Raw genomic sequence first — 25,809 nt, forward strand, 5'->3', positions numbered from 1 at the left:
TATGACAAAGATTGTTGTGATTAACGTTCCAAAGTCTATGCTAGTCATGGGGGAAGTCTGAGTTGAAAAGCTGGTAACTTTCATCTTCTTACTTCTCCCGCCTTTTTTCCTAATTCACATTAGGCGTGAGTTAAGAGTTAGGATTTAAGGGTTTAAGCTCTTTACTGTTCATCCTCATTTTTAACTCTTAACTACTTAATTTTATTTCTAACTCCTAACTCCTAACTATTTAATCAACCATGACTGTGCAAAAATCTCACTATGAAGCGAGTTTGGCAGAGTACAGCAATCATCTAGCTGCGATCGCCTTACTAAAGCAATATCGGCCATACTTAGAGATGATTCCCAGTCTGCGCCGTCCAGATGAAAGTGTTATCACTATCCCCTTGCCAATTGTCCGGCTTCGCAATACTGCGACAACAACTCCACAAACAATCTGCTTACCCTGTGATGTGGCAATTTTGATGTGCGATCCAGAGTGGAAAATCAAAACTGGAGCCGAAATTTTAGTCTTTATTCATCGCGCTCACGAAGACTTTTCTGATTTGTTAGGACGTTGGCGACAAACCCAAGTTTTCCTAGACAATGATTATGAATGGTTAATGCCTCTCCGTCACAGTCATATTTTGAGTGAGGGGGCTAATATTATATATCCTTTGTTCGTTGTGTTTAGTGATACTTTAGAACGTATCCAACGAGGACTCGTAGGGGCCGAACTTCCATTTATTATACAAACACCAGATTCGCTGCTTGAAGAGGATGTGACAGATATTTTTTGTCCAGAAATCCCACCAGCTTAGAAAAAATTAGGAGTTAAGAGTTTTCAATTGCAACTTTTAAACAAAACCAGAGATTTTGAAGTCTCAAGTTTAGTTTTTAACTCCTAACTCCTGTAAAGACGCGATTAATCGCATCTCTCGTAATTATTACCTGACAAATTGGGGCATAATTTCAGCAGCAGTGAATATTCCATAAATGCCACGTTGGTGCAATTGTCTACCAGCTTTGAGATAGCCAAAGGCAGGGCCGCAGACATTAGCTGCCATGCTGGTTTCATCTCCTAGAGTAAAGGTATGAGTGGAAATCTTACCTTCAAAGGTGCGTCCTGTTACCTTAACATTGGTGCTGAGGGGCTTTTTCGGATTGCGAGTATCGACTACACCACCAACAGTAACGCGATCGCGATCGCAAATTCCCGCTACTTCTAGCATGACATCATCAGCGTGTTCCATATTCTTCAAGGTAAGCACGCCATTAGTTTTATCTAGTAGTGCTTCTACTTCTGCGTCAGTCATTGCCCTAGCGGTTTCCACTGTGTAACCAGGGATATGGCCAATATCTTCCCGAACAGTGGCGCGGTAAGCTTCCCAGTTGGCAATTCCCACTCCAAAGGTAATTTCGACTTGATGAATTTCGGCGTAGCTTTGGGCTGCTAATGCGGCGGCGGCGGTTAACAGTCCAGGTGTAGCACCGCAGCCTGTCATATAGGTAATCCCGGCGGCTTGCAGTTCTTCTTTCATCGCCAGTAATTGTTCTACGGCAGTGGTGCGCTTAATTGCATCCACTAGCACTCCACGCCAACCAGATTTGATAAACTCTTTCGCTACAGAGGGGATAAAATCGTTTGGTAGGTTAGGTAAAGCCAGAAAATACCCATCTACAGGTTGAGCTATTTTAATTACATCTTCAATACTTTGATTTGTTAATGTACCAACTGGCTCCAAATAACCTACGGAACCTTGGGATTGGTAGGTTGCAATGCATTCTTGAGTATTTAAACCTTCAGCAGCATAAGCGTAACCTTTTTGATCTGCGGCTGCGACTAAAACCATTTCCTGTTTAGCAGCAAGTACTTTGGCGGCGGCTTGTCCGAGTCCGCCGAAACCTAGTACTCCTACACGTATCGCTGACAAGATATTTGCTGTACTCATAGTCAATTACTGAAGTTGAATCACAAGCCTTCAAACTTTACCATCTCAGCTTGTGGCTGATGGCTGACAGCTTTTAGCTATAAAGGTTAATTATGCTTCATTATCCTGGTTAGTTCTCTAAGCAAATCAGTTTTTTCACCAGAAATTCTTGCTGAGTGATTTAGGCTTGGGCAAATTTTCACGCAAAATAGCATCAAAAATATAAAGGATTGCGAACACCCCGACTACCACAATTAAGAACATGGGTATAAATCATGGTTATTTTCACATATTCGTTACTGAGTAACTCTTAACCATCAGGAGCATAAGCTTAAGTAAGTCGGCGAGCATAACTCAAACTATATGAATTAATGTAAAACATATTGAAATTATTTCGTAGTGAAGGACTTAACCCTACTTGAGAGCTTCAGCCCTCACTACAAAACTTGTTAATTTGTTGAAAACAGGGAAGAGGGTGAGTTTCAACGTCGCCGAGATGCCGCAAAGATTGCTGTCCAAAAAGCTACAATATTTATTTCTTCTCAGGCTCGGGAAGTTATTAGAGATTATTCAAGGGTTTGGCAACTAGCTCCTTCTATAATTTCATAAATCTAAAGGAGTGGTTTCACTTAATAATAATTAGAGATTACTTGCCACAACGTACTTAAGAGGTACAGGGCAGCGAGTGAGCTTTCAGATACACTGTACTGCATCCAATCCAAGTAAAAAACCTTACTTAAAATAAGACCGACCGAATGGTAATGATAAAGTTTTTCAAGAATTTTTATATTTTTGTAACTCAACTAGCTGGCTATACTACGTCTAATGCTTATTTTTAGGACTTTTGCCGCTTAATTGGCAGGCTCGGTTGTTACCTTGACTAATCGATGAGGTTAAGAGAAACTAACTAAATACTGATGTGACTGCTTATAAATTTAATAAGTTTTGTAAAGATTCTGAGATATATATGTTGAAAGATGGAACATTATTTAACAAATGGCAAGTTTGTATCTAAGTAAAAATGTTCCTACGGCTATATTTATAGCCTTCTGCTAAGGCAGTACAATTTAAGCGTACTTATCCTGGTTGGCCAAGAGCATGGAGACATTAGAGTTCATAATCTATCCAGACGGTCGGGTACAAGAGAAAGTCACTGGTATTGTGGGTGCTTCTTGCGCTGAGGTTACAGCAGCAATAGAGGCGCAATTGGGGCAAGTACTTAATCATGAGCCAACCTCAGAATATTTCGCCGCGAAGTTGCAGCAATCTAATGTGGCGAATACCCACACCACTTACAGCGATTGGTAAGTTTTCACAGTAGTTTAGTGTTATTAATTCACAACCACCATGTCACACTTTAGCCAAATTAAGACTCAAATCCGTAACCTTGATTCTTTGAAAGATGCTTTGACTGAATTGGGCGTAGACTGGAAACCTGGCCCACGCGAAGTCCGTGGCTATCGCGGTCAAACCCATCCTGCGGAAGTTAGTATTGAGCAGGAAAATGGCTATGACATCGGCTTTAGATGGAATGGCAAGGAATATGAATTAGTGGCTGATTTGCAATATTGGCAACAAGACCTGTCTGTAGATGGATTTTTGCGCCAGGTAACACAGCGCTATGCTTATCAAACAGTTGTGAAAGAAACCGCTCGTGTTGGTTTTCAAGTCTCTGAACAACAAAAAAATGAAGATGGTTCCATTCGCCTGGTAGTACAGCGCTGGAGTGCGTAATGGCTGATTTTCTGCCGTCGCCGGAAGAACAAGAAGATAACCGTTCCGGTTTGGAACCAGAATTAGGGGGTTTTTTACGGGATGCCCCAGAACGTTCTGGTTTAGAACCGGAATTGGGCGGTTTGCTGCGTCAAAATGGTGTTTATGTTGATGAAATCACCTGTATTGGTTGCAAGCATTGCGCTCATGTTGCACGTAACACCTTTTATATTGAACCAGATTACGGGCGATCGCGCGTGGTTCGGCAGGATGGAGACGCTGAAGAAATTATCCAAGAAGCAATTGATACTTGCCCGGTTGATTGTATTCACTGGGTTGATTACACTGAATTGAAAAACTTAGAAGCAGAGCGCAAATATCAAGTAATTCCCGTAGTGGGTTATCCGGTAGAACAGGCCGTTGCTGCTAGCGAGCGTCGGCGTAAAAAGCAAAAGTTAAAGACAAAAAAATCTCGTTATTAACAAAAAACATTAAATCAATATAAAAAAGGACTGGGTATATCCAGTCCTTTTGCTTTTCGTAATATAGTTAATTTCTGACAGCTTTTTGGTAAGTCTTTTAATCCAAAATCGTTATGGTTGGCTTCATTTGAAATTTAGAGGATCGTGTTGTGAAAGTAATTTTTCTACTTTAGCCTCGTCTAACCTAGCGGTTAATCTTCTATTTTCATGCAAGTCTCTAGTAGTTTTCGCCAACGTAAAAGTTGAGCCAACAGAGAAAGCCATACCCATACCCATAAAGCCCTTGACCCAAACATTTACAGGTAAGTTTACAATGCCGAAGCTGGTCATAGAAATAGAAATCACAAAAGCTGCCCAAGTTTGAATAACCCAAGCTGGACTGTCTTTTTGAGTACCAATTGTTTGCATATTTCCTAACTTTGATATTTGATATGAGTGATTTATACTAATTCGTAATTACAGCTATATTCAGGTAAATAGACCACGCACTAGGGTATAGCATTACTATGCCTCTGCGTCAGATGTGCTTCAAATACATGAAAGCTGCTGTAAAAGGCATCAGATTTTATCTGGGTTTCCAGACTTGTATCTGTAGTTTAATGTTGAAAAAGTGGTGTTAAAAGAATTGTATTCATTGGTAGGTTTACTGTTATCAACAGTAAGACCAGTTTGGTAACTGGGCTCCGAAAGATAAGCTCAAGAGCAATTGAAGTAAATAGAAACTGGCACAAAGTTTGTACCAGTTTTATAAGTGGCATTAAACAGATTAATTTACTTATTCATCTGGAAAAGTCTGTACCTTCCCATCAGGACTGAGAACAACTCGAATTCTGACATCTTGTCCGCGTGTATTGGCGGAAACAAAAGGTTTACCAACTTCAGGCATCCCAGTGCTATCAACGAATTCTCTTGCTGCCTTATTAAGAGGAAAAATTCGTTCAACTGTGCCGTCAACACTGACTATCAGACTGTACTCTAATGTTTGTCCTAGTCCAGTAGGTGGTTGCCAACGCTTTTTTAGGTATTCTCTAGCTTCTGCTACTTGAGGTGTATCAAATAATGTACCAGTAGCCACTTCTCTGGATTTAGGGGTTTTACGTGCATCTCCTAATTGGTCGATGAATGGATTGTTCTCCGCAGTTCTAGACGAAGGAAGTTGTGAAGCGGGTTTTTCTCCAGTAGAAGGTTGCTGTAGGGAATTGATTCTTTCGTCTAGCTGTTGTGAGTTTAGTGCAGAGGTATTGCCACGATTATTATTGGGTATGCTCTCAAGAGACGGAGGGAGAACTGGTGAGATATTAGTTGGTAAGCTGCCTGGGTTAGAAGATAGTCTGGGTGGCAAATTCCGCAACTGAGGGAGAGTTCCAGCTTGGGGATTTGACCCTGTAGGGTTCTGTCCAAGATTTGGTACTATGGCGATTTCCTGTCCTGGGATTTTACTTGATGGTGAGTTAGCGAGGCTCGCCGTTCGCGTAGCGTCTCGCAAAGAAGGCATCGCTCGATTACTAGGAAGGGTTGCAGTGTTGCCCTGAGTTGTTGTCAGTGCATTATTGGGAAATAGAGGTTGCGGTGCAGAAAAACTAGAACTAGGGGCTGTTAAAGGTGCTTGGGGCAAAGTAGATGTGGAAAGTGGAGGAGTGGAACCTAGCAAATTATCCGATGGAGGGATAATTCCAGGTTCAGGCGTAGGAAAGTTTAGTGAAGTTGAAGGTTCTAAGGCAGTCTTTACTGCTGCTGGATCTGATGTTTTGGCTGTTTGCTGTTCCTTTCCCCTAATGCTGTTAGCATATTGCCAAGTAAGTGGTAAGAAACCTATACCTAACACTAATACTGCGGCAACAGGTGCCCAAGCAGGGAACCTCAGAGTCGAACTCGTGCTGTTGAGAGTTGGGAGTGCCATAACATCAGTTGAGTATTCATCTAAAGCACTTGCCAAATCGAATAATTGCAGCAGAGTGAGTTTAATTACGGGACCAGATGAGTGGTTGGTAAGAGAACCGAGAAATAAGTTGTGAGTTAAATAGCTGCTTGGTTCTAAGCGGATATTTGCCCCAGGAAACTGGGTGCTAAAGGAATTTAATGTTTTTGTTGAGGACTTTAATTCCGGCTCACCCATTGCTGTGCCTGATTCCTGGGTACCGGAGAAACTTACCCAAAAGCTTTCTGGAGACTGTTGAAGGAATTGCTGTACGTAGTTTGTGACTGCATCACATAAAGCTTCAAGTTGCTCGCGATCGCCCCGAATTGGAACTCTGTGTTTTTCTGGGAGTCGGGGATCATCAAAGCGTAGTTCAAAGCTTAGGTGTTTGAGGACAGTTTTCCCCATCCAACGGGATAGAGGCGAGCTTTGGGCGAATACTTCTAGCGTACAAGTAGGTGGTGTGTAGCGACGAATTACAGAATTTGATAGAGGCATGGCAGGAACTGCGAGGAAGACTATTTGGGATTTTGCAAAAAGTTAAGCCAGTTGCTTGCAAAGAAAAGTTAAACGGTGGATTCCTTCTGAGTGAAGGAAGTTGGTCAGGTTTCTTTCGTTATGTAGTCTTGTACTAGGAGGAAGCATTGCTGATAGTGCATCGCTCAAAAGCTAATGACGATCAAAAGAGTTTCCCGATCTAGCAAACAAATCACAAGCAAATTTTGATTGAGGAATTTCAAATTTCAAATCTAAAATTTTGTCGAACCGTCTATAAGTGCTAGCCAGAGACGGCGATGTCCACCAGGGGCGCTGTAAAAAAGTAAATCTACAAGCAGTTTTAGTGCCAGGTTGGTAAGCAAATCTGTTGAGATTTTCTCATCCTCTTCCATCCGCTCTTGGTAGGTGTTGCAAAAAGCGTCAATATAGTCTCCAAGTAAGGCAGCTTGGTGAGGTTCCCGGTTATTTTCTGCCATTTGTTCCAACAGACCGACAGCGCGGCGAATCAATTCCTGGTGCTGTTTGGCTAAGTAGCAGATGATCAAAACAAGCGATCGCGCTTCTTCGACATCTAGCTTTTTTCGCCCTCCTTGACCTTTACGTAGGGGATTTGACTGGCGCAATCGCCATAAAGCTACGCGGTCTGGCACTCTTGACTCTAAATTCAGATCAGTTGCCGCCGAAAGCATAGCCTCTGAACCAATCCCAGTTAAGGTTTCTAACGCCAACAGCACCAAGTCTAATTGGGTTTTGATATTGTCCCATTGAACTGTGTTTGGGGCTGGAAGCTTGATTAAATCCTCCCACTGAGAATTTGGCGTGGCTGAGTTGGCGGCCGAGTGCATAACTTTTAGCATAGGTGATCAAGCTGATAGGGGATGTTGCTGTTACCCATTTTGAAACCAGACTCTCAAGCATCAAACTTGGTTTCCCATAGCTATGAGCCAGAGACTTCAGCTAGATTTTTCTATGTGGTAAACAGCATGTATCTTTGTCCTACTCTAGATGAAAATTTATTTTCAACAAAGTAGAAAAGTATCAATTCTAATTAAGGTTTACCTGACTTTCACTGCTAATTCCGTACAAGAGTATAAATAAACAATGTTACGATTTACCCAAATAATAGCGAAAACCCTAATTCTTAGGTAGGGGCAATTCATGTAGACGCAAAGCAGCTTCCCGCAGGGTATTGCCCCTACAGCGTGTGGTTTTGCCTAAATCCTAAATCTTAAGAATGCTAACCCTAATTATCGCTAAGTAATTATTTAGAATACCTCCTAATTTATTTGCGGTTGGAAATTTTGAAATTTCTTGATGTTTATTACTTAGTCTTCATGTATTCCGAGAGCGACGATATCACTTGAAATACTTTATTCGCAAAGAGTGTAACCCAGTACCCTTTTCTTCTTCTCTGTAAATTTATCAGTAAATAATGTAAAGAGTATGCAAAGATGTACCTGCAAGCAAAGATACTTAAGTAAATACAGTAGTATATGGTCAGTATTGGGTTGTTAAGGTGTTTTCTATTTTCAAGCTAAACATCAACGCAGAATTGCTCCCAAACAAGGTATAAAAATATCGAAATAGTTGACTATTAGGTAAGTAAAAGTTATGGAAAACATCATTGGAACCGACAGTAATGATACACTGTTCGGCAGTCTCGACGCTGACACGATTAACGGTCTTGCAGGGAACGATACCATTAGACCTAACGGGGCTTATGGGGGCTATGATACCGTGACTGGTGGTGGTGGTAAAGATCAATATTACTACTACAACTACAATATCGATAGTATCATCACCGATTTTGGTGGCGTAGGTAAAGGAACAAACCCAACCGCAGCAGTTATTGCCGAGGTGGACACTCTAAATTTCCAAGGCTATGGCTTCACTGCCCAAAATCTGCTACTGACTCAGAATGGCAGCAATCTGGAAATCTCCTTTGCAGCATCGGGTAGTCCCAAAGTCATCCTGGAAAACTTCGCCCTAGAAAACCTAGATAACCTCAGCAAATCTACAGGAGCCACCGTAGATTTGGGTAATATTCTGTTTGATGGGCAAACTAGCATTAGTGACAGCTTTGATGTCTTCAATGCCAACTCCACTCAAAGCACAATCTTCAGTAAGAATACAGTCACCTTCTTTAATGATTTGAATAACAATGTTAACGGCTTTGACAACTCAGATGATGTCATAAATGGTCAGGGTGGTGATGATATTATTGACGGCAAGAGTGGCAACGACTTGCTGCGAGGTGGTGAAGGCAATAATACTCTCATTGGTGGCGCTGGCAACGATACCTTGAACGTTGAATATTCAACAGGTGATAACACTCTCAACGGTGGCACTGGTAACGATACATTAACGGCTAGCGGTTCAACAGGTGATAACACTCTCAACGGTGGCACTGGTAACGATACATTAACGGCTAGCGGTTCAACAGGTAATAACCTGCTCTCTGGGGGCAATGGCAATGATTATCTTGACCTTTCTGGCTACTTATCCAGCTTCGAAAGCTCAGGCCAGTTTTTCTCCTTCGACTCTCGCTCAAGAGGCAATAACACCATCAACGGAGGTGCAGGTGACGATACATTGAGAGCTAGCGGTTCAACAGGTGATAACCTACTCTCTGGGGGCGATGGCAATGATTATCTTGACCTTTCTGGCTCCCAGGAACGTGACCGTAGTGAATCCGACTCTCGCTCAAGAGGCAATAACACCATCAACGGAGGTGCAGGTGACGATACATTGAGAGCTAGCGGTTCAACAGGTGATAACCTACTCTCTGGGGGCGATGGCGATGATTATCTTGACCTTTCTGGCGTCTTTAACGCCTACAGGGGTTATTCCGACTCTCGCTCAAGAGGCAATAACACCCTCAACGGAGGTGCAGGTGACGATACATTAACGGCTAGCGGTTCAGATGGCGATAACCTGCTCTCTGGGGGCGATGGCAATGATTTTCTTGATATTTCTGGCGACTACATCTCTTACGACTCTTACGGTTATTTCTCCCCCTACTCCGACTCTCGCTCCATAGGTAATAACACCCTCAACGGAGGCTCAGGTAACGATACATTGGGTGCTAGCGGTTCAACAGGCGATAACCTACTCGATGGGGGGACAGGTGATGATTTGTTGTTCGTCGATTACAAGAATGCTACAGGAGGGATTACTTCAACTTTTAATGCCACCACTAACATTGGCTTAATTACAGCAGGCACGAGTCGGATTAGTTACAAGAATATCGAACGATTCAATATCTTAGGTACAGCCTTCGATGACAATATTGTGGGGAACTCTGGTAATGATACGCTCTCTACGGGATCTGGTGGCAAAGATACGATAGATGGGGGTAATGGTGATGATTTGTTGTTCGTCGATTACACCAATGCTACAGGGGGGATTACTTCAACTTTTAATGCCACCACTAACATTGGCTTAATTACAGCAGGCACGAGTGGGGTTAGCTACAAGAATATCGAACGATTAAATATCTTAGGTACAGCCTTCGATGACAATATCGTGGGAACCTCTGGTAATGATACGCTCTCTACGGGATCTGGTGGCAAAGATACGATAGATGGGGGTAATGGTGATGATTTGTTGTTCGTCGATTACACCAATGCTACAGGGGGGATTACTTCGACATTCAATGCTACTAGTAACACTGGCTCAATTACAGCAGGCACGAGTCGGGTTAGTTACAAGAATATCGAACGATTAAATATCTTAGGTACAATCTTTGATGACAATATTGTAGGGGGTTCGGGCAATGATACGCTCTTCGGGGGCAGTGGCAATGATACCCTCTATGGAGGGGATGGTACTGATACCTTTGTTTTCAATAGTTACGGTTACTATGAAGGCGTTGCTAGCCTTTATGACTTCAACGCCACCAATGAATATGCCACCAATGAAGTGATTCAGGTATCGGCTAATGGTTTTGGCAGTGTCGGTGGGTTATCATTAGGCACGCTCTTGGCTACTCAGTTTACCATCGGAACATCTGCAACCACTACCGAAGAGCGATTTATCTACAACAGCGCGACAGGTGGACTGTTCTTCGACCAAGATGGTAGTGCTGGGTCTACTCAGGTGCAATTTGCACAATTATCTGCTGGATTGTCACTAAGCAACTACAATTTTGTAGTTGTTTAATCGGAATTAGTGCTTTGCCATCACTAAGAGGTACGCTTTGCGAGGTGTTATTTTTAGCATCTCGCAATCGAATGCGAGAGCATTAAATCGTGGCGAATTGAGGGTTAAATTTTAAACGCATAGGCGCTTCGCATTCCCGCAGGGTAGTCACGCAGAGAATTCGCTTGCTTAGGTATTGCAACTAAATGTTCAAGTAACATAAGCATTCCTGCTTTTTATTTTATGTGAGCAACGGTAACACCAGTGCCGCCATCTGCTTGTTCTGCTGGTTCGTAGTTGTTCACTCTGGGATGCTGTTGCAAAAATGCGTGAACTCCTTGCCGCAGTTTCCCAGTACCGTAACCATGAATAATCCAGACTGGGCCAGTAGCTTCCGAAATAGCTTTATCTAAAATATATTCGGCATCAGCTACCCGTTTACCACGCAAATCGATGGTATTTTTGGAAGTCCGAATTTCTGGGACAGCTGGCGGTGGGGGGGTTACTGCTGCTGGGGTTGGTTTGGCTTTAACAACTGGTTCGGGTTTTTGACCATCTAGAGATTCTACGTCTTGCAACTTCACGTTCATCTTCATTAGCCCAAAGCGAACGCTTAACTCGCCATCCTCATCAGGGGCGGTGATCACATCTGCTATCTGTCCCAATTTTGGAATGCGGACGCGATCGCCTACTTTGGGCATAAAACCAGCTTTTGGTTTTGCTGGCATTGCTGGCTGATATTGCTGGCCAATTTGATTCAAAGCATTGGTGGCTTGCTGGGCTTCTTGGGCTGTGGGCGTACCTTTCTGCAAGCGGCGGATAACTTGGGCAATTTCACCTTTTGCTTGAGCGATCGCTTGCTGAACGGCTATTTCTTGTGAAGCCCGCAAACTGCTTTCCCTCTCTTCCAAACTTGCGGCTTTTGCGGATACTTCTTTGTATAAGCGTTCCGCTTGCTGCAACAAACTTTGGGCTTCGGCTGCTTTGGTTTCCTGGCGGCGGCGTTGGGCTTCTAAGCCAGCAATCACTTGGTTAACTTCATCTGTGGCCTCTCCCACTTGGATTTTTGCCTCTTCTACCACTTCTGGTTTTAATCCCAAACGTAAGGCAATGGTTAAGGCATTAGAACGTCCGGGGATGCCCCACAGCAGACGGTAAGTAGGCGAGAGAGTACTTTCGTCAAATTCTACAGAGGCATTTTCAAACCGCTCGTCTTCGTATTTCAGGGCTTTTAATTCGCCGAAGTGAGTGGTGGCGATGGTTAGTTGGGCATGGTTAGCGAGATATTGCAACAAGGCGATCGCTAGGGCACTTCCTTCAACTGGATCGGTTCCTGCGCCGACTTCATCAAGTAAGACTAGGGATTGGGGATTGGGGATTAGGGATTGGGGATTAGGAATTTCTTTTTCCCTAGTCCCCAGTCCCAAGTCCCCAGTACCCAATGCTTCTAAAATCCGACTAATGCGGCGGATGTGTCCAGAGAATGTGGATAAACTTTGCTGTAAGGATTGTTCATCGCCAATATCTGCCAGCACTTTGTCAAACCAAGGAATTTCCACCGGTTCGCGGGCGGGGACAAATAAACCCACTTTGGCCATCAATGCTGCTAACCCCAGAGTTTTTAAGGTTACAGTTTTACCGCCAGTATTTGGCCCGGTAATGGTTACTACCCGAATTAGCGGGTTGATCAGCAAATCTACAGGAACGACTGGTTGCCCTTGTTCATGCTGTTGTTGCCACACTAACAAAGGATGCCGTAAGTTCCGTAAGGTAATGATTTCCTTGTCTTCACGCTGGATAAATCGCGGGGGATTCGCTCCTAGCCAGAAACTATAGCGGGATCTAGCGGTTGCCAAATCCAAAGTGGTGGCGATCGCTAACAATCTCTCTAAATCTGGTTTGACTGCGGCGACTTGTTCAGTCAAAATACGGCGAATCGCTTCTTCTTCCGCTTGCTCTCTTCGGATGATTTGCCGTAGTTGGTTGCCTAGAGGTACTACCGAATTCGGTTCTACGTAAAGGGTTGCACCACTGGTAGAAGTATCGTGAACAATACCGGGGATGGCATCTTTTTGGGGTGCTTTTACGGGGATAACAAAGCGATCGCTGCGTTGCGTAATTAGCTGTTCTTGAACTGCCCCAGATTTTGCCTGTAAGATGTTTTGCAGCTTTTGGGTAATTTGGCTGCGTAATCGCCGTAAATCTGTGCGAATTTCTCCCAGTTTTTGACTCGCGCGGTCAGTTACCTGGGCCCGTTCATCAATACATCGGTGAATTTCTTGTTCTAGTTCTGGATAAGTCCGTAAATCGGCAACTAACTCAGTCAGTATTGGCAAATCTTCCTGATTGTCGATGACACGGCGCAAACTTCTAGCACCAGCGAGGGTGGTGGCGATCGCTAACAGTTCTTCCCCTGCCAAAACTCCACTGCGTTCTGCTCGTTCTAAGGAATCGCCAATATCTTGAATTCCCTCAAATGACAGTCCCGTAGTCAGGCGACTTTCCAGTTGGTAGACTTCTTTGGTTTGCTCTAACAACTGTTCGCTTTGGGTCTGAGAATCGGGTATTTTCAGATGACGCGCAGCTGTCGCCCCCAGCTTAGTTGCCGCGAAGGTGGCAAGGTGCTGGCAAAGGCGATGCCATTCTAATAATTCTAAGGTTTCAGATTGGATCAAGGTTTCAACATCTAATCTGAAATTATCGTAACAATTCTAGCTCCTAGATGGCTAAATCTTAAAGGAGAAAATTTCGCTTTATTTAAATCAGCCAGATAGTGTGTGGTAATAACCAAGTAATAAATAGCACATTAAGCTATTTTTTCTGAGAAACTATTCCAACATCTATTGTCATCGAAAATAATAGAGAACTAATTTAAGTAGGAACTATTTCCTTCACCAAAACGTAAGGCTGAACGATGAGAGTATTAAATCGCTTACTGCGCTCAAGATTCCATTCTCCCACCTGTACCGTTGTGGGTTTGGTAATTAATTGCTCATCAATCCACTGTTGTACTGATGGAATGTTATCACTGGCGATCGCTACTCCAACATCCACCAAGTTTAACTCCGGTGCTACCAAAATTACTGCATCTCGTTGTACATGAGGAATTAGCCACTCCCACTCTGCCTCATCCAAAATTTCTGTTAATTCCGCTCTTAAATCCGACATCATTCATCAATTTGTATTGTCTAACAAATTATTTTACATTAATTACTACAGACGCGATTCATCGCATCTCTATTCCCACCTTTTGTAGAGACGCGATTTATCGCGTCTCTAAACTTCAGATTTCATTTCATCAATTTCAAATAAAGATACAATTACTCCTGCGATTGGAATAGATATAAAAACACCTAATAATCCTGCTACTCTAGCACCTACTAGCAAAGCAAAAAATATCACTACAGGATTAAGATTCAGCGCATCTTGCATAATTCGAGGCGAAATCAAATTGTCTTGTATCTGCTGGAGGACAATACAAGCTATCAAGACTTTCAATGCTAACCAAACACCTTGAGACAACACAAATAAAGTCACTGTGCTTACTCCTAATGTCGCTCCAATACCAGGAATAATATCAAGGAAACCAACTATTATTGATAATATCAAAGCAAATGGTACTTTTAATATTAAGAAAACTAGGAAAGTTGTACTTGTGAGAAATGCACTTAATAGTAACTGTCCTCTAAAAAATCCTAAAAAAGACCGCCTGATTATATTTGTAAATCTATTACGGCGATGTTTAGGGACTATTTTTAAAATAAAATTCCACAATTTGTCTCCATCCAATAGCATGAAGAAAGCCACAACTGCAATCAAGATAAAAGTCACAAAATTCGTCATGAAGCCTTGTAAGATAGCCAAACTAGTCACAAGGCTTGATACAGCTTGATTTCGCAATTGTTCTTCAATGAAACTTAAATCTATTTGTAAATTCCGGCTTCGCAAAAATGCTTCTAGTCCTTCTAATAAAGGTACTAAAGAATTTAAAAATACAGTGATACTATCAATTAATTCTTGTCCTTGAGATAAAACCGTTAAGCCCACGGTAATTATCAGACCGCCTATAATCACAATACTGAGTAAGAAAACTAAGCCAACAGCTACACCGTGAGGCAAAAAACGTCGCAGTCCTTGTACAGGATAGCTGAGTAAAAAAGCCAAAATTGCCGCAAATGTAAAAATAACAATGACTGCTTCAAAGTAAGCTAAAAGCTGTACAATTGCCCAGCCAGAAGCAACTAAAAGCAAAAAGCGGACTAACGCCAGATTATTTAATCGCTCCCAAAAATTCTTGGCTTCAAAGCCGCTCATAATGCTGTTTAGGGTGAAATTGCTGGTAGATTTGCCTAGCAGTTGCATTTAAGCACAAAGTCTGATGTCATTGCTAGAGCAGATTGACCTTAAACATACAGAGGTTAAGGGGCGATCGCTACCTCCTTAAAGCATATACAGCAGTTTTCTTTCGTATGAAGTACAAAGCTACTGGTTTGGAGGCAGGGGCAGAAACTCTTTATATATGATTTTTAGTCTTGCCTTTTATTCCTTATTTACCAAAAAGGGGAAAAGGGGAAAGGGTAAGGGGGAAAGGAAAGGATAAAGAACTTTTCCCCACAAGGTATAAAGCCCCTATTTTTAAATAGGTCGAATAAAAAAGAAGATTTTTAAGACACGCAGTGCGATAAAAATCAGTGTCCATATTTGAAACCCCTGCTTTTAAGTTACTGGTTCCCTTTCCCCTTTCCCCTTTTCCCCTTTCCCTTTCTTCCATTTGGAAACTGCGTTATCTGAGCTTGTCTAGCTTATCGTCCTAAATCATGCATTTCGTTAATTACCGTGGCACACTTTTGTGTCAACGCCTCCAATTCTTCTTTATTAGTGGAAGTGGGAGCATCAATCAAGCTACCAATTCTCACAGTGATGGGAACTGCGTGAGGTAGAGACGAGCCTTTTTGCAAAATCTTCTCAGTACCCCAGACACTTACTGGTAATATTGGGGCTTTTGCTTTCGCAGCTAGCAGCAGTGCGCCTCTTTTGGGGTCTGTAATTCGACCATCTGGGGTGCGAGTACCTTCCAAGAAAACACCAACAGCCCAACCTTTATTGAGATATTCTAGGGCGGAACGGATAGCATTGCGATCGGCATTTCCCCGACTCACCGGGTAAGCACCATACAGTTTAATCGCTTGCGCCAAAACTGGGATTTTAAATAACTCTTCCTTAGCCATGTACGCCACAGGACGACGTACACAATTAGAGACAATCGGTGGGTCAAAGTAACTAGCGTGATTACTTACTACTAATAACGGCCCTGATTGGGGGACATTTTCCGCACCATAAATCTGGCCCCGAAAGTAAGTGTGAAGTATGGGGCTAACGACTGACCATTTAAAGGCGTGGTAAAGCGCCAGACTAATGAACGGTTCGCGGTTTTTGTCCACAGAAGATAATGCAAATAAAACTGAATTTAGCATACGCATAGACGCTTTGCGGCTTCCCGCAGGGTAGTCCGCCTGCGCGGACTAAAAAAATTGAGTGTTTGAAACCCGCGGAGGTGGGTAAAGCCTCCTGTAGATGCGGTTTCTAACCGCCTATTTAAAGTGAAGTTGAAACCAATGTACAGATGTGAGCCACTACTTATTCAAATAGTAATCACTGTAAAACTGCGAGAATTGCGATCGCTGCTAAAACAAAAGATTTTTGACTAATTTTTACCAAAGAGCTTGGTAAATATAAGGTTTAGGATTGAGGACTCACTATCCGCTTTTCCGTTCAAAATTAATTCTGTAGCTTGTTTCCCTAAAAGGGCATTCTGACTCCTGACTAAGTAAGTTTGCACAATAAAATCAAACTATGTAAATAAAAATGAACTAGGCTAAAATCCTTATACCTATTGCCTATTGCCTATTGCCTTATCCCAATGCTAAATCAGCACCACTCTGGATATTTTCTAATATTAAGTCGGGGCTACTACGTTTAATCAAGCCAGTTAATACTTTACCTGGGCCAACTTCTACTACTCGCTGGATACCGTTAGCTGGTAATTGCAAAGAAATTTCTCGCCACCTTACAGAACCGGTCATTTGTTTGTTGAGGCGCTGCTTTAAAATTTCAGCATCAATAGACGGAATTGGTTCTACATTAGATAAGACTGGCACAGTAGCTGGCTGAAATTCCACAGATTCTAAAATGTCTTGGAATTCCGCAGCTGCTGGTGCGATTAAATGTGAGTGAAATGCTCCAGAAACTTTTAGGGGAATAGCACGCTTGGCTTTAACTTGAGTCATCACTGCTTGTACAGCCTCAGTCGTGCCTGAAATTACCACCTGAGCCGAACTATTATCATTTGCGATTACCACATCAGGCGTTTCGGCAATAACTTTTTCTAACTGTTCGCGGTCAAAGTTTATCAAAGCTGCCATCATCCCACCGACGGCATTATCCATGAGTTCTGCACGACGCTTTACTAGATATAAACCAGCCGACCACTCAAAGACACCTGCTACATAAAGGGCAGAATATTCTCCTAAACTGTGACCAGCAACTAAATCTGGCTGGTGTCCTCGTTCTCGAAGCAGGTCAGCAAGAATGCTTTCTATCACATAAAGACTTGGCTGAGTATATAGCGTCTGTGATAACTTCTCTTCTTGAGTTTGACAAATTTCAGTTACAGACCAACCCAAAATATCCTCAGCTTTGGCAAGCTTGTCTTTAGCGGACGGTATATCTAATAAATCCATTCCCATTCCCAGCGCTTGGGAACCTTGTCCGGGAAACACCCATGCAGTTTTTGTCATTTGTCAATAGTCAGTGGTCATTGGTCATTAGTCATTAGTCATTGGTCATTCACAAAGGACAAATGACAAATGACTATTGACAAAATATTTATCTTCCCCATTTGAAAATTGCCGCGCCCCAGGTAAGACCGGCACCAAAGCCGGATGTCGCAACGATGTCATTGGGTTTAATTTTACCTTGTCGTACTGCTTCATCTAAAGCTAAGGGAATAGAAGCAGCTGAGGTATTGCCGTACTGGGCGAGATTACTTATAACTTTATGTTCTGGGATATTTAGGCGTTGAGCAACGGCATCGATAATGCGCTGATTAGCTTGATGCAACACTAGCCAATCTATTTGGTCAACCTTAAGGTTAGCTTGAAATAAGGCTTTATCTATGATTTCTGGGACTTTTTGCACAGCAAAGCGGTAGACTTCTTTGCCGTTCATAGTAATAGGTTGATAAGTGCCTTTAGTGATGTTTACACCAGGGAGCAATTCTTGGGAAGCGCCTGCATAAGCAAGATTGAGCTGATGGTTTTGAGTGCCATCACTTTTAAGGGCAAATCCTAATAAGCGATCGCTTTTAGAAGCCTGTAATACTACTGCTCCTGCACCATCGCCAAATAATACACAAGTCCGACGATCTTGCCAATCTACCCAGCGAGAGAGGATATCTGCCCCTATCAACAGTACATTTTTATAGACACCTGTTCTAATATATTGGGCTGCTGTAACCAGACCAAACACGAAGCCAGAGCAGGCTGCTGTCAAGTCAAAGGCGACTGCGTTGGTAGCTCCTAATTGAGCCTGTACTTGACAAGCACTACCAAACAAATCATCAGGGGTGGAAGTCGCTAGCAAAATTAGGTCTAGGTCTTCTGGTCTAATTCCTGAAGCTGCGATCGCGCGACTGCTGGCAGCAGTAGCTAGTCCACTTAAGGACTCAGATGACACCGCTAATCGTCGTTGGCGAATTCCCGTTCTTGTGGCAATCCACTCGTCTGATGTTTCAACTAGTTCAGTTAATGTCTGGTTGTGTAGGGAAGTTGCTGGTACTGCCGAGCCACTTCCGGTAATTGCTATGCCTAAGTTTTCCACTCCTAATCTCCCAAGCTATCAGCTTTTGTCCTTTGTCATTTGTCCTTTGTCATTTGTCCTGTGTCATTTGTCCTGTGTCAGTTGTGCTTGACAAATGACTAATGACTAATAACTAATGACTAACCGCTTTCGCGCTCTAGGATATATTGGGACTGAATTCGTTGTAGCACCTGGTTGTCAACAGCTTCTTTAGCCATGCGAATAGCATTGAAAATTGAAGGTGCTTGTGAGCTACCGTGACCGATAAAACAAACTCCTGCCACGCCTAACAACAAAGCACCACCATGTTCTGCATGATCCATGCGTTGCTTAACTCGCTTCAGGTTTGGTTTTAAGAATGCTGAACCGATTTGACCATGCAATCCTTGGGGTAATTCTTCCCGCAGAATTTGCAGAATCACTTCTCCAACTGCTTCGGCAAATTTTAACAGTACATTGCCCACAAAGCCATCGCAGACAATTACATCGAAGTGACCGGAAAGCACATCACGCCCTTCGGCATTGCCAATAAAATTAATTTGAGAATTTTCGCGGAGCAGCTGGTGGGCGCGGACGGCTGCATCATTGCCTTTAGAGTCTTCTTCACCGATATTCAACAAGCCCACTTTCGGTTCGGTTGTACCTAAGACATACTGACTGTAAGCCGATCCCATGACAGCAAACTGCTCTAAAAATTTCGGGCGGCAATCTACATTTGCGCCGACATCAAGAACTAACACTGGCTTACCAGCAACAATTGTCGGAAAAACGGTCCCGATTGCTGGACGATCGATTCCCGGCAATCGCCCTAAGCGGAGCAAAGCTGATGCCATCGCTGCCCCAGAGTGACCGGCAGAAAATACGGCATCTGCCTTTTGCTGCTTGACTAAATCCATTGCCACATTGATAGAAGCCTTGCGTTTGCGTCTAACTGCATTTAAAGGCTCCTCATCCATTGCGATCGCTTCCTCAGCAGGAACGATCTCCACCTGCGCTAAATTCGTTTTTGGCGGCAAGGCAGCTTCTATTTGTTGGGGATCACCAACAAGTAATATTTCTACACCCAATTCTTCCTTTGCTCGCAGTGCGCCAGCAACGATTTCACCGGGTGCGTGATCCCCTCCCATTGCGTCAATTGCGATCCGTACGCGAGTCGATCCCATTGCTCAGAGCTTTTAGAAACCTTATAAATTTTACCAGATGGCTTTGCCGAAAAAGCTTAACTTTCTGACTGCCAAATTACTTCTGTTACTATTGCAACAATTTTTGCTGGCAAGCTCAAGATAGCACGAATTGGGTTTTGGGGAATGGGGGATGGGGAATGGGGAATTGGGTATGGCTCAAGAATCAATAAATAGTTCTTCTTCCCCTGCCTCCCCTGCTCCCCCTGCTTCCCCTTCCACCTACTTCCTACTCCCCAATCCCCAACACCCAGTTAACTAGGATCCGAACCCCGTAGCCAGTAGCACCTGCGCCGTTGTAGCCGTTTTCTTTATCTGTCCATACTGGGCCGGCAATATCTAAATGTGCCCAAGGGGTTTCTTTGACAAATTGCTTGAGGAAAAGGGCAGCCGTAATCGCACCACCTGGACGCGGGCCTGTATTTTTCATGTCCGCAATCCCAGATTTTAGCCCTTCAAAATATTTTTCTTCCATTGGCATCCGCCAAATCTTTTCCCCTGAAGTTTGGGCAGCTTTCTCGATTTGGGAAGCTACGTCATCATCAGGAGTGTACAAACCAGCAATATCATCACCCAAGGCAATGACGTTAGCACCTGTCAAGGTTGCTAAATCAACGATCGCATCCAATCCCAATTTGTCAGCATACACCAAAGCATCTGCAAGGGTTAAACGTCCTTCTGCGTCGGTGTTGTTCACTTCGATTGTTTTGCCGTTTGACGCGGTGAGAATGTCTCCAGGGTGCATGGCGCGACCGCTAATCATGTTTTCAGCTACCGCCGAGATAAAGTGAACTTCAACATCTGGCTTAATTTGAGAAATTGCTTTTGCCGCCCCCAAGGTGGCAGCTGCACCGCCCATATCCATTTTCATGGTTTCGATACCGCTACCAGCACCTTTAATATTCAGTCCGCCGGAATCAAAGGTTACACCTTTGCCAATAATTGCTAGTTTCTTTTTCGGTGTACCTTCTGGTTTGTAAGTCAGGTGAATGAATTTAGGTGGCAACTCTGAACCTTGCGATACTCCCAAAAAAGCACCCATACCCAACTTTTCACAGTCTTCTTTTTCGAGAATTTCTACTTGTAAACCGTAGTCTTTAGCGATCGCTTGGGCAGTTTCGGCTAAAGTAATTGGTGTTACCGCATTGGCTGGTGCTGCCACTAACTGCCGTGCCAAATTTACCCCTGAAACGATTTGATTGGCGAGGGTAATAGCTGCTTCTTGTCCACCGAAACCTAGTAAATCTACGGTTTCTATTTGCGATCCTTTATCTTCTGGTTCTGATTTAAAACGAATATCTTGATAAAGTGCTAATTCAACACCTTCTGCGATCGCTTGGGCGCTTGCGGCAGGATCGTTATTCCATAATGGAAAACTAAATCCCAAAATTTTGCTTTTCTGCTTTTTTGCTACTCTGGCTACCGCAGCAGCAGCGCGTCTCAAAGTGTCGAGTTTTAGTGCATCTGGTTTACCCAATCCTACCAGAATCAATTTACGTACTGGGCTACCAGGATTCACACGAGTGAAAATTGTACTGTTGGCTTTACCTTTAAATTCTTCTTCAGCAATTAGTTCTTTTAAGACCCCAGAAAACTTTTGATCTAAAGTTGCCAGTTCTCCGGTTAACTCTACTGCATCTTCAAATAATCCTATTGCCAAACTATCGCCTGCCCACTCTAGCAAAGGCTTATCACTAGGTTGAATTGTCATTTTGGGATTTTGTGTAAGTATTCCTTCTTGTACCAGTATTGCTCAAAATTCTTGTTTCAGGATGAGGGGAATGGGTATAGGGTATTGGGCATGGGGCATTGGACATTGTGGAGTAGGGAGCGGTAGCTATAATTTAGTGAATTAGTGCAAGTAGTACTCATTAACGAGTCTTTTATCCTCGTGAATCCATATCAGAACTCCGTTAACGAGGCTTTTATCCTCGTGAATCCACATCAGAACTCCGTTAACGAGTCTTTGATACTCGTGAATCCACATCAGAACTCCGTTAACGAGTCTTTTATCCTCGTGAATCCACATCAGAACTCCGTTAACGAGTCTTTTATCCTCGTGCATCCACCTCAGAACTCCGTTAACGAGGCTTTTATACTCGCTAATGAAGCTATGATCTTCATTCTTTTACCTGACTTTTCGCGTTATGTGGAAAAGTCCACCAAAAACCTAACCCCCTAACCCCCTTCCCGACGCAGGAAGGGTGAAAATTCAAAGTCTCTCTCCTTTTAGGAGAGGGATTTTCCAGATACCGTGAAAAGTCAGATTCTTTTACGTCCTGCTTCTTACCCCATTCCCCATTCCCTATGCCTCAATTGTTGGATCAATGTTAAATTTTCTGGCGATCGCTGCGATTATTTCTTGCTCAAGTGGTGTAGTCTTATTGTCAAGCTGGGCAATTTTTTTACACTGAACGAGTAAGGGTATAGCAAAATCACGATTCAGTTGATTGAGCAGTATATCTAAAGACTTAGGCGATTTGATATTTTGGGCAATGGCATCCAACGAGGTAGGACTGAGTTTTACAGCTTGTAATTCTGGCAAAATTTCTTCTAAAGTCTTATCTGGATGGCTAGCCAAAATCATGTGAACTAAGATTTGATCCATGACGGCTTCTTGAGCGATCGCACTTTCGAGATACTTTTCACTTTCTGCTTTTAATGTTGCTAGAGTCTGTGGCGATGCTAGGAAAGTTGATTCATCTAGCTTGGCTTCATAAAATCGACAAGCAGCATAACCCAATGAATAGATCATTGTTGCATTTGAACTAGCTGCGATCGCAGCACCCGCTAAAGGCACATTTCGCAGTAAGCCTAATCCCGCAGCTTTCAAAAGACGACCTCCACCCAAAGCCAGACCAAAAATTGCCAAGACTTCTCCTTTACGGGCAGGATCTTTTAAATCTAGCCCGTAGTCAAATGCAATTTGATAAAGCATTTCTGACTGCAATTTTGTTGTCGCTGTTAAATCAATTGCCAACAATGCAATTGCTATTCCTGGCAAAATACTAGTGGCTAGTCCAACAGTGCCTGCTTGAGTCGCTTTTTCCACCATGATTCTGTGAGCAATCTCACTAGGTGATTCATTTGGATACTTTTGTTTGAGCTTGTTTACCGCAGCTTCTGCTTTTTCCAAATCAACAGCATCAGTAGTACCAATTAGCCAATTGAGATTTAATACTCCAGATAGTTTTCTAATCAACCAATTTTCGCTGAGGCGATTCACAACCTGACCACTAGTTTGAGTTGTTTGCTCAATTAACTTGTGTGTTTGTTTTGCTGTCGCTTCTCCCACCTCTAATGCTGTGTCTAAAACTGCTTTGCCAGTCTGAGCAACACTTTGAACAAAAGACTCTAATACAGACGGTTCATTTTCTACTGATGATTGAGCCTGGATTTCTATTTCTGAAGTTTCTCTGGGTGAATTAACTGATTTATTCACTACTATTTCTTGTTGGGATTTGTCTGCCATTACTTGACACCATCTTGTAAAGCCTCTCTAAACTTGTTGTAGCGAATTATGAGCGGCTCTACATCTCTCTATAAACGTAAATATCAGTTGAAGATTAACTATTTTCTAGGTTGCCGCAGGCATCACACAATTAGAAATTAAAGCAGATCGCCAGCTATTTTTGAAGCGCCTGCTGAAAAGTCTTGATGGCATCCACATGATTCACCATAAGAATGCAACGTAACAACAAATCCAGATCGATTCCTTTGACCTCCTCACTACTGGAAACCCTCTCATAGTGAAGTGCCTTGTCCTCTTTCCGCAGGTGATAAACTTCTAACACACCATCTTCCCAGAACCACACTTCTGGAATCAAGAGCCGCTTATATGCCTCCAGCTTATCGATACCGCCACTCGTAAACACCACTTCAATCACCAGATCGGGACGCACTCGACCTGGAGCCAGTTTATAAGATTCATCCGCCTCACGCTTGACAGCACCCACTTCACTTTCCAAGGTCATTGAGCCAGTGGGAATAAAGTCAAACCCAGCCGCAAGCAAGTACAGTTCCACTAATGCCGCAATTCTTTTCTTAACGGTTTCGTGTGGTTCTCCAGGCATTCTTCGGATCTCCAAAACTCCATTCAGGAAAGAGAGCCTATATCCTGGACGGTCTAGCAACTGCTCAACTGCTTTGAATTCTCTCCAGGTCAGTCCCTCAAACAACAGGGGTGATTCCTGACGGGGTATAGCGATGGCTGCTGGGGTCATTTGAGTCTCCAGTCTGTTTCCAGATGAGAAATAATTCCGGCGTAGAAAAGCAGTTTGTTTATTTTAACTTCTCTTTGGGAGCAGGACGCTCACCCTATCCTCTCACCTCTAGCCTTGTACTCATATCAGCATTATTTTCTAAAAAGTCGTTATCTTTAAGAATTTCATAGAGATTAATATCTTGCTCTAGCAAGCAAGCGTGTCCGCAATCGGGCAGTACCACAATCTTGTTATTTGGTAAGATATTCCCTATCCGCTTCACTTCTGTTACAGAAGGCAAAAGGCGATCGCTACCACCAGCAATCAACAACACTGGTTGAGTTAAGCGACTTAATTTTTCCTCATCAACTTCAAACTCTCGCAATAAAGACAATCGCCACAGAACGGTTTCTGCTGGTACAGAACGCATGGTTTTCAGCAGTTCATGGCGATCGCTCCGAGAAATGCGGGGTAAAGATGCCAGAAACGGCAACAATCCCAGTGCGCCAACATCATACAATTCTGATGGCACCAAGTAAGTAAGTTGAGATGCCCAACTCAACCAAGGGCGAAGACGAAAGGACGAAGCTGGGTTAATTAAGATAGTTCGCTTAAATAAATGCGGTGCTTGGATCGCTACTTTCATTGCCAAGCAACCACCAAAGGACTCACCACACAAGTAAACTGACCTGTGAGAGCTTTTTTGTAATTCAGCGTCGATCAAGTCCAATACACTTTTTGTTAACACATCCCAAGTGTTAAGGTCTTTTCGGGGGAGTGCCAAAGAACGGACATCAAAGCCAGTTTCTAATCCAGCAGTCTGCGATCGCAATAATTGACCTGTTCCATCCATTCCCGGTAAATATACCAATAGCGGATACTCTGGCTGTACTCGTTTAGGAGTCAGGAAACAAGGCTTTAACTCAACTTCAGAGATAGTCATTGGTCATTGGTCAATGGTCATTAGTCAATGGTATAAAACTTTTGAACTGTTAATTGTTCCGACAATCCAAAATCCAAAATCGAATAGCTCTAATAGCAACCTTGACGCAGTAAATGGCTAATTTCACCATGACAGTGTTCTGTCAGTTCAGCCACAACAGTTCTGGCTTGTTTCCCGTGATATTTTTTTTGATGTTGGGGTGTTATCCAATAAGGGCGACCGATCAACACCGCAACCCGACGATAAATTACCAAAGGATGCCAACCCGCTTGATTAAATAAAGGTTCTGAAGGGTCAAATACACTCAAAAGCCTTAAAGGAAAACCATTCGTGTTTACCTCTTCTAAGGAAGCGATCGCGATCGGCAAAATTGCTAAATCCTGCACATCAGCTCGCAATGCTAAATGGGCAAATCCCCGTTGGAACTCACCCACCTGGTTTGGCTGAGTAAATTTCACCATTGGTGCAGTCCCTTCTGGAAATACTCCCACCATCTGCTTAGACTGCAATAGCAACTGCGACTGCGAAAAAAAGCTTTGTTGGCGGTTTTGAGTTTCCTCTAAAGGAAAACACCCCAATTGATCGGTGACAATCTCCCGCATTACTGGCACTTGTCCCATATAGTGATGGCAAGCAAAGCGAATCGGATTTGATAACGCTGTCATTAATATCAGTGCATCCATGAAGCTGCGGTGATTGCTGACTACCAAAACGCTAGCATCCTGGGGAATGCGATCCTCATAATAGCGAAACATTTGTGTTGAGAGTGCCGCCACCAAAGCGCGAGAAATCTCTAGGGGGCTATTTCGACTCATACCTAATCAATATATTTTTCCGGTAAATATGGCGGTTTATCTTAACTTAATTTTTACATTTCTTTACTACTGCCATGACCGTCTTAAGATAGAAATATCTGATCTACAAAACCAGCTAAGTTTTCTGCATTCTGCATTATGTATTCTCGA

Annotated in this window: 21 protein-coding genes; 5 read left to right on the forward strand and 16 right to left on the reverse strand. The window is 43.1% G+C overall.

Features of this window, described 5'->3' with window-relative positions; all coding sequences use genetic code 11:
- Positions 1-239 precede the first annotated feature (239 nt).
- The gene (locus IQ274_RS13295) at positions 240-800 is read left to right on the forward strand and encodes a hypothetical protein (RefSeq protein ID WP_163928129.1); all 561 of its coding nucleotides are present in this window, start codon (positions 240-242) and stop codon (positions 798-800) included.
- Positions 801-926: 126 nt separating this feature from the next.
- Here the strand turns inward: IQ274_RS13295 and bioU are convergent, their stop codons facing one another.
- Positions 927-1,931: a (S)-8-amino-7-oxononanoate synthase BioU gene (gene bioU, locus IQ274_RS13300; protein ID WP_194142534.1), complete on the reverse strand. Its 1,005-nt coding sequence runs from the start codon at positions 1,929-1,931 to the stop codon at positions 927-929.
- A 1,077-nt stretch (positions 1,932-3,008) separates the two neighbouring features.
- On the opposite strand from bioU, the gene IQ274_RS13305 reads away from it, so the two are divergent.
- Genes IQ274_RS13305 through IQ274_RS13315 form a run of 3 tightly spaced genes read left to right on the forward strand, consistent with a single transcriptional unit; the run spans position 3,009 to position 4,105 of the window.
- Positions 3,009-3,218 carry a DUF2997 domain-containing protein gene (locus IQ274_RS13305; protein WP_163928123.1) on the forward strand — a complete coding sequence of 70 codons (210 nt, stop codon included), beginning with the start codon at positions 3,009-3,011 and terminating at the stop codon, positions 3,216-3,218.
- Between the two features lie 39 nt (positions 3,219-3,257).
- Positions 3,258-3,644 carry a DUF1257 domain-containing protein gene (locus IQ274_RS13310; RefSeq protein ID WP_012406942.1) on the forward strand — a complete coding sequence of 129 codons (387 nt, stop codon included), beginning with the start codon at positions 3,258-3,260 and terminating at the stop codon, positions 3,642-3,644.
- Positions 3,644-4,105 carry a ferredoxin gene (locus IQ274_RS13315; protein ID WP_114080210.1) on the forward strand — a complete coding sequence of 154 codons (462 nt, stop codon included), beginning with the start codon at positions 3,644-3,646 and terminating at the stop codon, positions 4,103-4,105. Before IQ274_RS13310 ends, IQ274_RS13315 begins: the two co-directional genes overlap by 1 nt.
- 123 nt (positions 4,106-4,228) lie before the next feature.
- Here IQ274_RS13315 and IQ274_RS13320 read toward each other — a convergent pair whose 3' ends face one another.
- From IQ274_RS13320 to IQ274_RS13330, 3 genes are all read right to left on the reverse strand, one after another.
- Positions 4,229-4,513 carry a YiaA/YiaB family inner membrane protein gene (locus IQ274_RS13320; protein WP_194142535.1) on the reverse strand — a complete coding sequence of 95 codons (285 nt, stop codon included), beginning with the start codon at positions 4,511-4,513 and terminating at the stop codon, positions 4,229-4,231.
- A gap of 367 nt (positions 4,514-4,880) precedes the next feature.
- Positions 4,881-6,521 carry a DUF4335 domain-containing protein gene (locus IQ274_RS13325; protein WP_194142536.1) on the reverse strand — a complete coding sequence of 547 codons (1,641 nt, stop codon included), beginning with the start codon at positions 6,519-6,521 and terminating at the stop codon, positions 4,881-4,883.
- A 251-nt stretch (positions 6,522-6,772) separates the two neighbouring features.
- Positions 6,773-7,378, reverse strand: a complete 606-nt coding sequence (locus tag IQ274_RS13330; protein WP_114080213.1) for a DUF3038 domain-containing protein — start codon at positions 7,376-7,378, stop codon at positions 6,773-6,775.
- A gap of 754 nt (positions 7,379-8,132) precedes the next feature.
- Here IQ274_RS13330 and IQ274_RS13335 point away from each other — a divergent pair.
- Entirely contained in the window at positions 8,133-10,682 is a 2,550-nt protein-coding gene (locus IQ274_RS13335; RefSeq protein WP_194142537.1) for a beta strand repeat-containing protein, read from the forward strand.
- A 215-nt stretch (positions 10,683-10,897) separates the two neighbouring features.
- Here IQ274_RS13335 and IQ274_RS13340 read toward each other — a convergent pair whose 3' ends face one another.
- The 12 genes from IQ274_RS13340 to IQ274_RS13400 all read right to left on the reverse strand — a co-directional run bounded on the left by IQ274_RS13340 (position 10,898) and on the right by IQ274_RS13400 (position 25,659).
- Positions 10,898-13,336, reverse strand: coding sequence for an endonuclease MutS2 (locus IQ274_RS13340; RefSeq protein ID WP_163928117.1), 2,439 nt, complete (start codon positions 13,334-13,336; stop codon positions 10,898-10,900).
- 196 nt (positions 13,337-13,532) lie between these two features.
- Positions 13,533-13,829: a DUF2288 domain-containing protein gene (locus tag IQ274_RS13345; protein WP_194142610.1), complete on the reverse strand. Its 297-nt coding sequence runs from the start codon at positions 13,827-13,829 to the stop codon at positions 13,533-13,535.
- Positions 13,830-13,937: 108 nt separating this feature from the next.
- Positions 13,938-14,975, reverse strand: coding sequence for an AI-2E family transporter (locus IQ274_RS13350; RefSeq protein WP_163928115.1), 1,038 nt, complete (start codon positions 14,973-14,975; stop codon positions 13,938-13,940).
- Between the two features lie 488 nt (positions 14,976-15,463).
- Positions 15,464-16,102, reverse strand: a complete 639-nt coding sequence (locus IQ274_RS13360; protein WP_194142611.1) for a lysophospholipid acyltransferase family protein — start codon at positions 16,100-16,102, stop codon at positions 15,464-15,466.
- Positions 16,103-16,573: 471 nt separating this feature from the next.
- Positions 16,574-17,458 carry an ACP S-malonyltransferase gene (gene fabD / locus IQ274_RS13365; RefSeq protein WP_194142538.1) on the reverse strand — a complete coding sequence of 295 codons (885 nt, stop codon included), beginning with the start codon at positions 17,456-17,458 and terminating at the stop codon, positions 16,574-16,576.
- Between the two features lie 88 nt (positions 17,459-17,546).
- On the reverse strand, positions 17,547-18,539 hold the full coding sequence (locus IQ274_RS13370; protein WP_194142539.1) for a beta-ketoacyl-ACP synthase 3: 993 nt from the start codon (positions 18,537-18,539) through the stop codon (positions 17,547-17,549).
- 119 nt (positions 18,540-18,658) lie between these two features.
- Complete coding sequence (plsX, locus tag IQ274_RS13375) at positions 18,659-19,681, reverse strand: phosphate acyltransferase PlsX (RefSeq protein ID WP_012406928.1); 1,023 nt, start codon at positions 19,679-19,681, stop codon at positions 18,659-18,661.
- Between the two features lie 247 nt (positions 19,682-19,928).
- The gene (locus tag IQ274_RS13380; RefSeq protein WP_194142540.1) at positions 19,929-21,410 is read right to left on the reverse strand and encodes a leucyl aminopeptidase; all 1,482 of its coding nucleotides are present in this window, start codon (positions 21,408-21,410) and stop codon (positions 19,929-19,931) included.
- Positions 21,411-22,004: 594 nt separating this feature from the next.
- The gene (locus tag IQ274_RS13385) at positions 22,005-23,171 is read right to left on the reverse strand and encodes an EcsC family protein (RefSeq protein WP_194142541.1); all 1,167 of its coding nucleotides are present in this window, start codon (positions 23,169-23,171) and stop codon (positions 22,005-22,007) included.
- Between the two features lie 154 nt (positions 23,172-23,325).
- A complete protein-coding gene (locus IQ274_RS13390) occupies positions 23,326-23,922 on the reverse strand; it encodes a Uma2 family endonuclease (protein ID WP_163927348.1) in 597 nt (198 codons plus the stop codon).
- A 94-nt stretch (positions 23,923-24,016) separates the two neighbouring features.
- Positions 24,017-24,844, reverse strand: coding sequence for an alpha/beta fold hydrolase (locus IQ274_RS13395; RefSeq protein ID WP_163927347.1), 828 nt, complete (start codon positions 24,842-24,844; stop codon positions 24,017-24,019).
- A gap of 89 nt (positions 24,845-24,933) precedes the next feature.
- Positions 24,934-25,659, reverse strand: a complete 726-nt coding sequence (locus IQ274_RS13400) for a lysophospholipid acyltransferase family protein (protein ID WP_163927346.1) — start codon at positions 25,657-25,659, stop codon at positions 24,934-24,936.
- Positions 25,660-25,809 lie beyond the last annotated feature (150 nt).

Origin of the sequence: Nostoc sp. LEGE 12447, assembly GCF_015206985.1 — a bacterium.
Taxonomy (GTDB): domain Bacteria; phylum Cyanobacteriota; class Cyanobacteriia; order Cyanobacteriales; family Nostocaceae; genus Nostoc.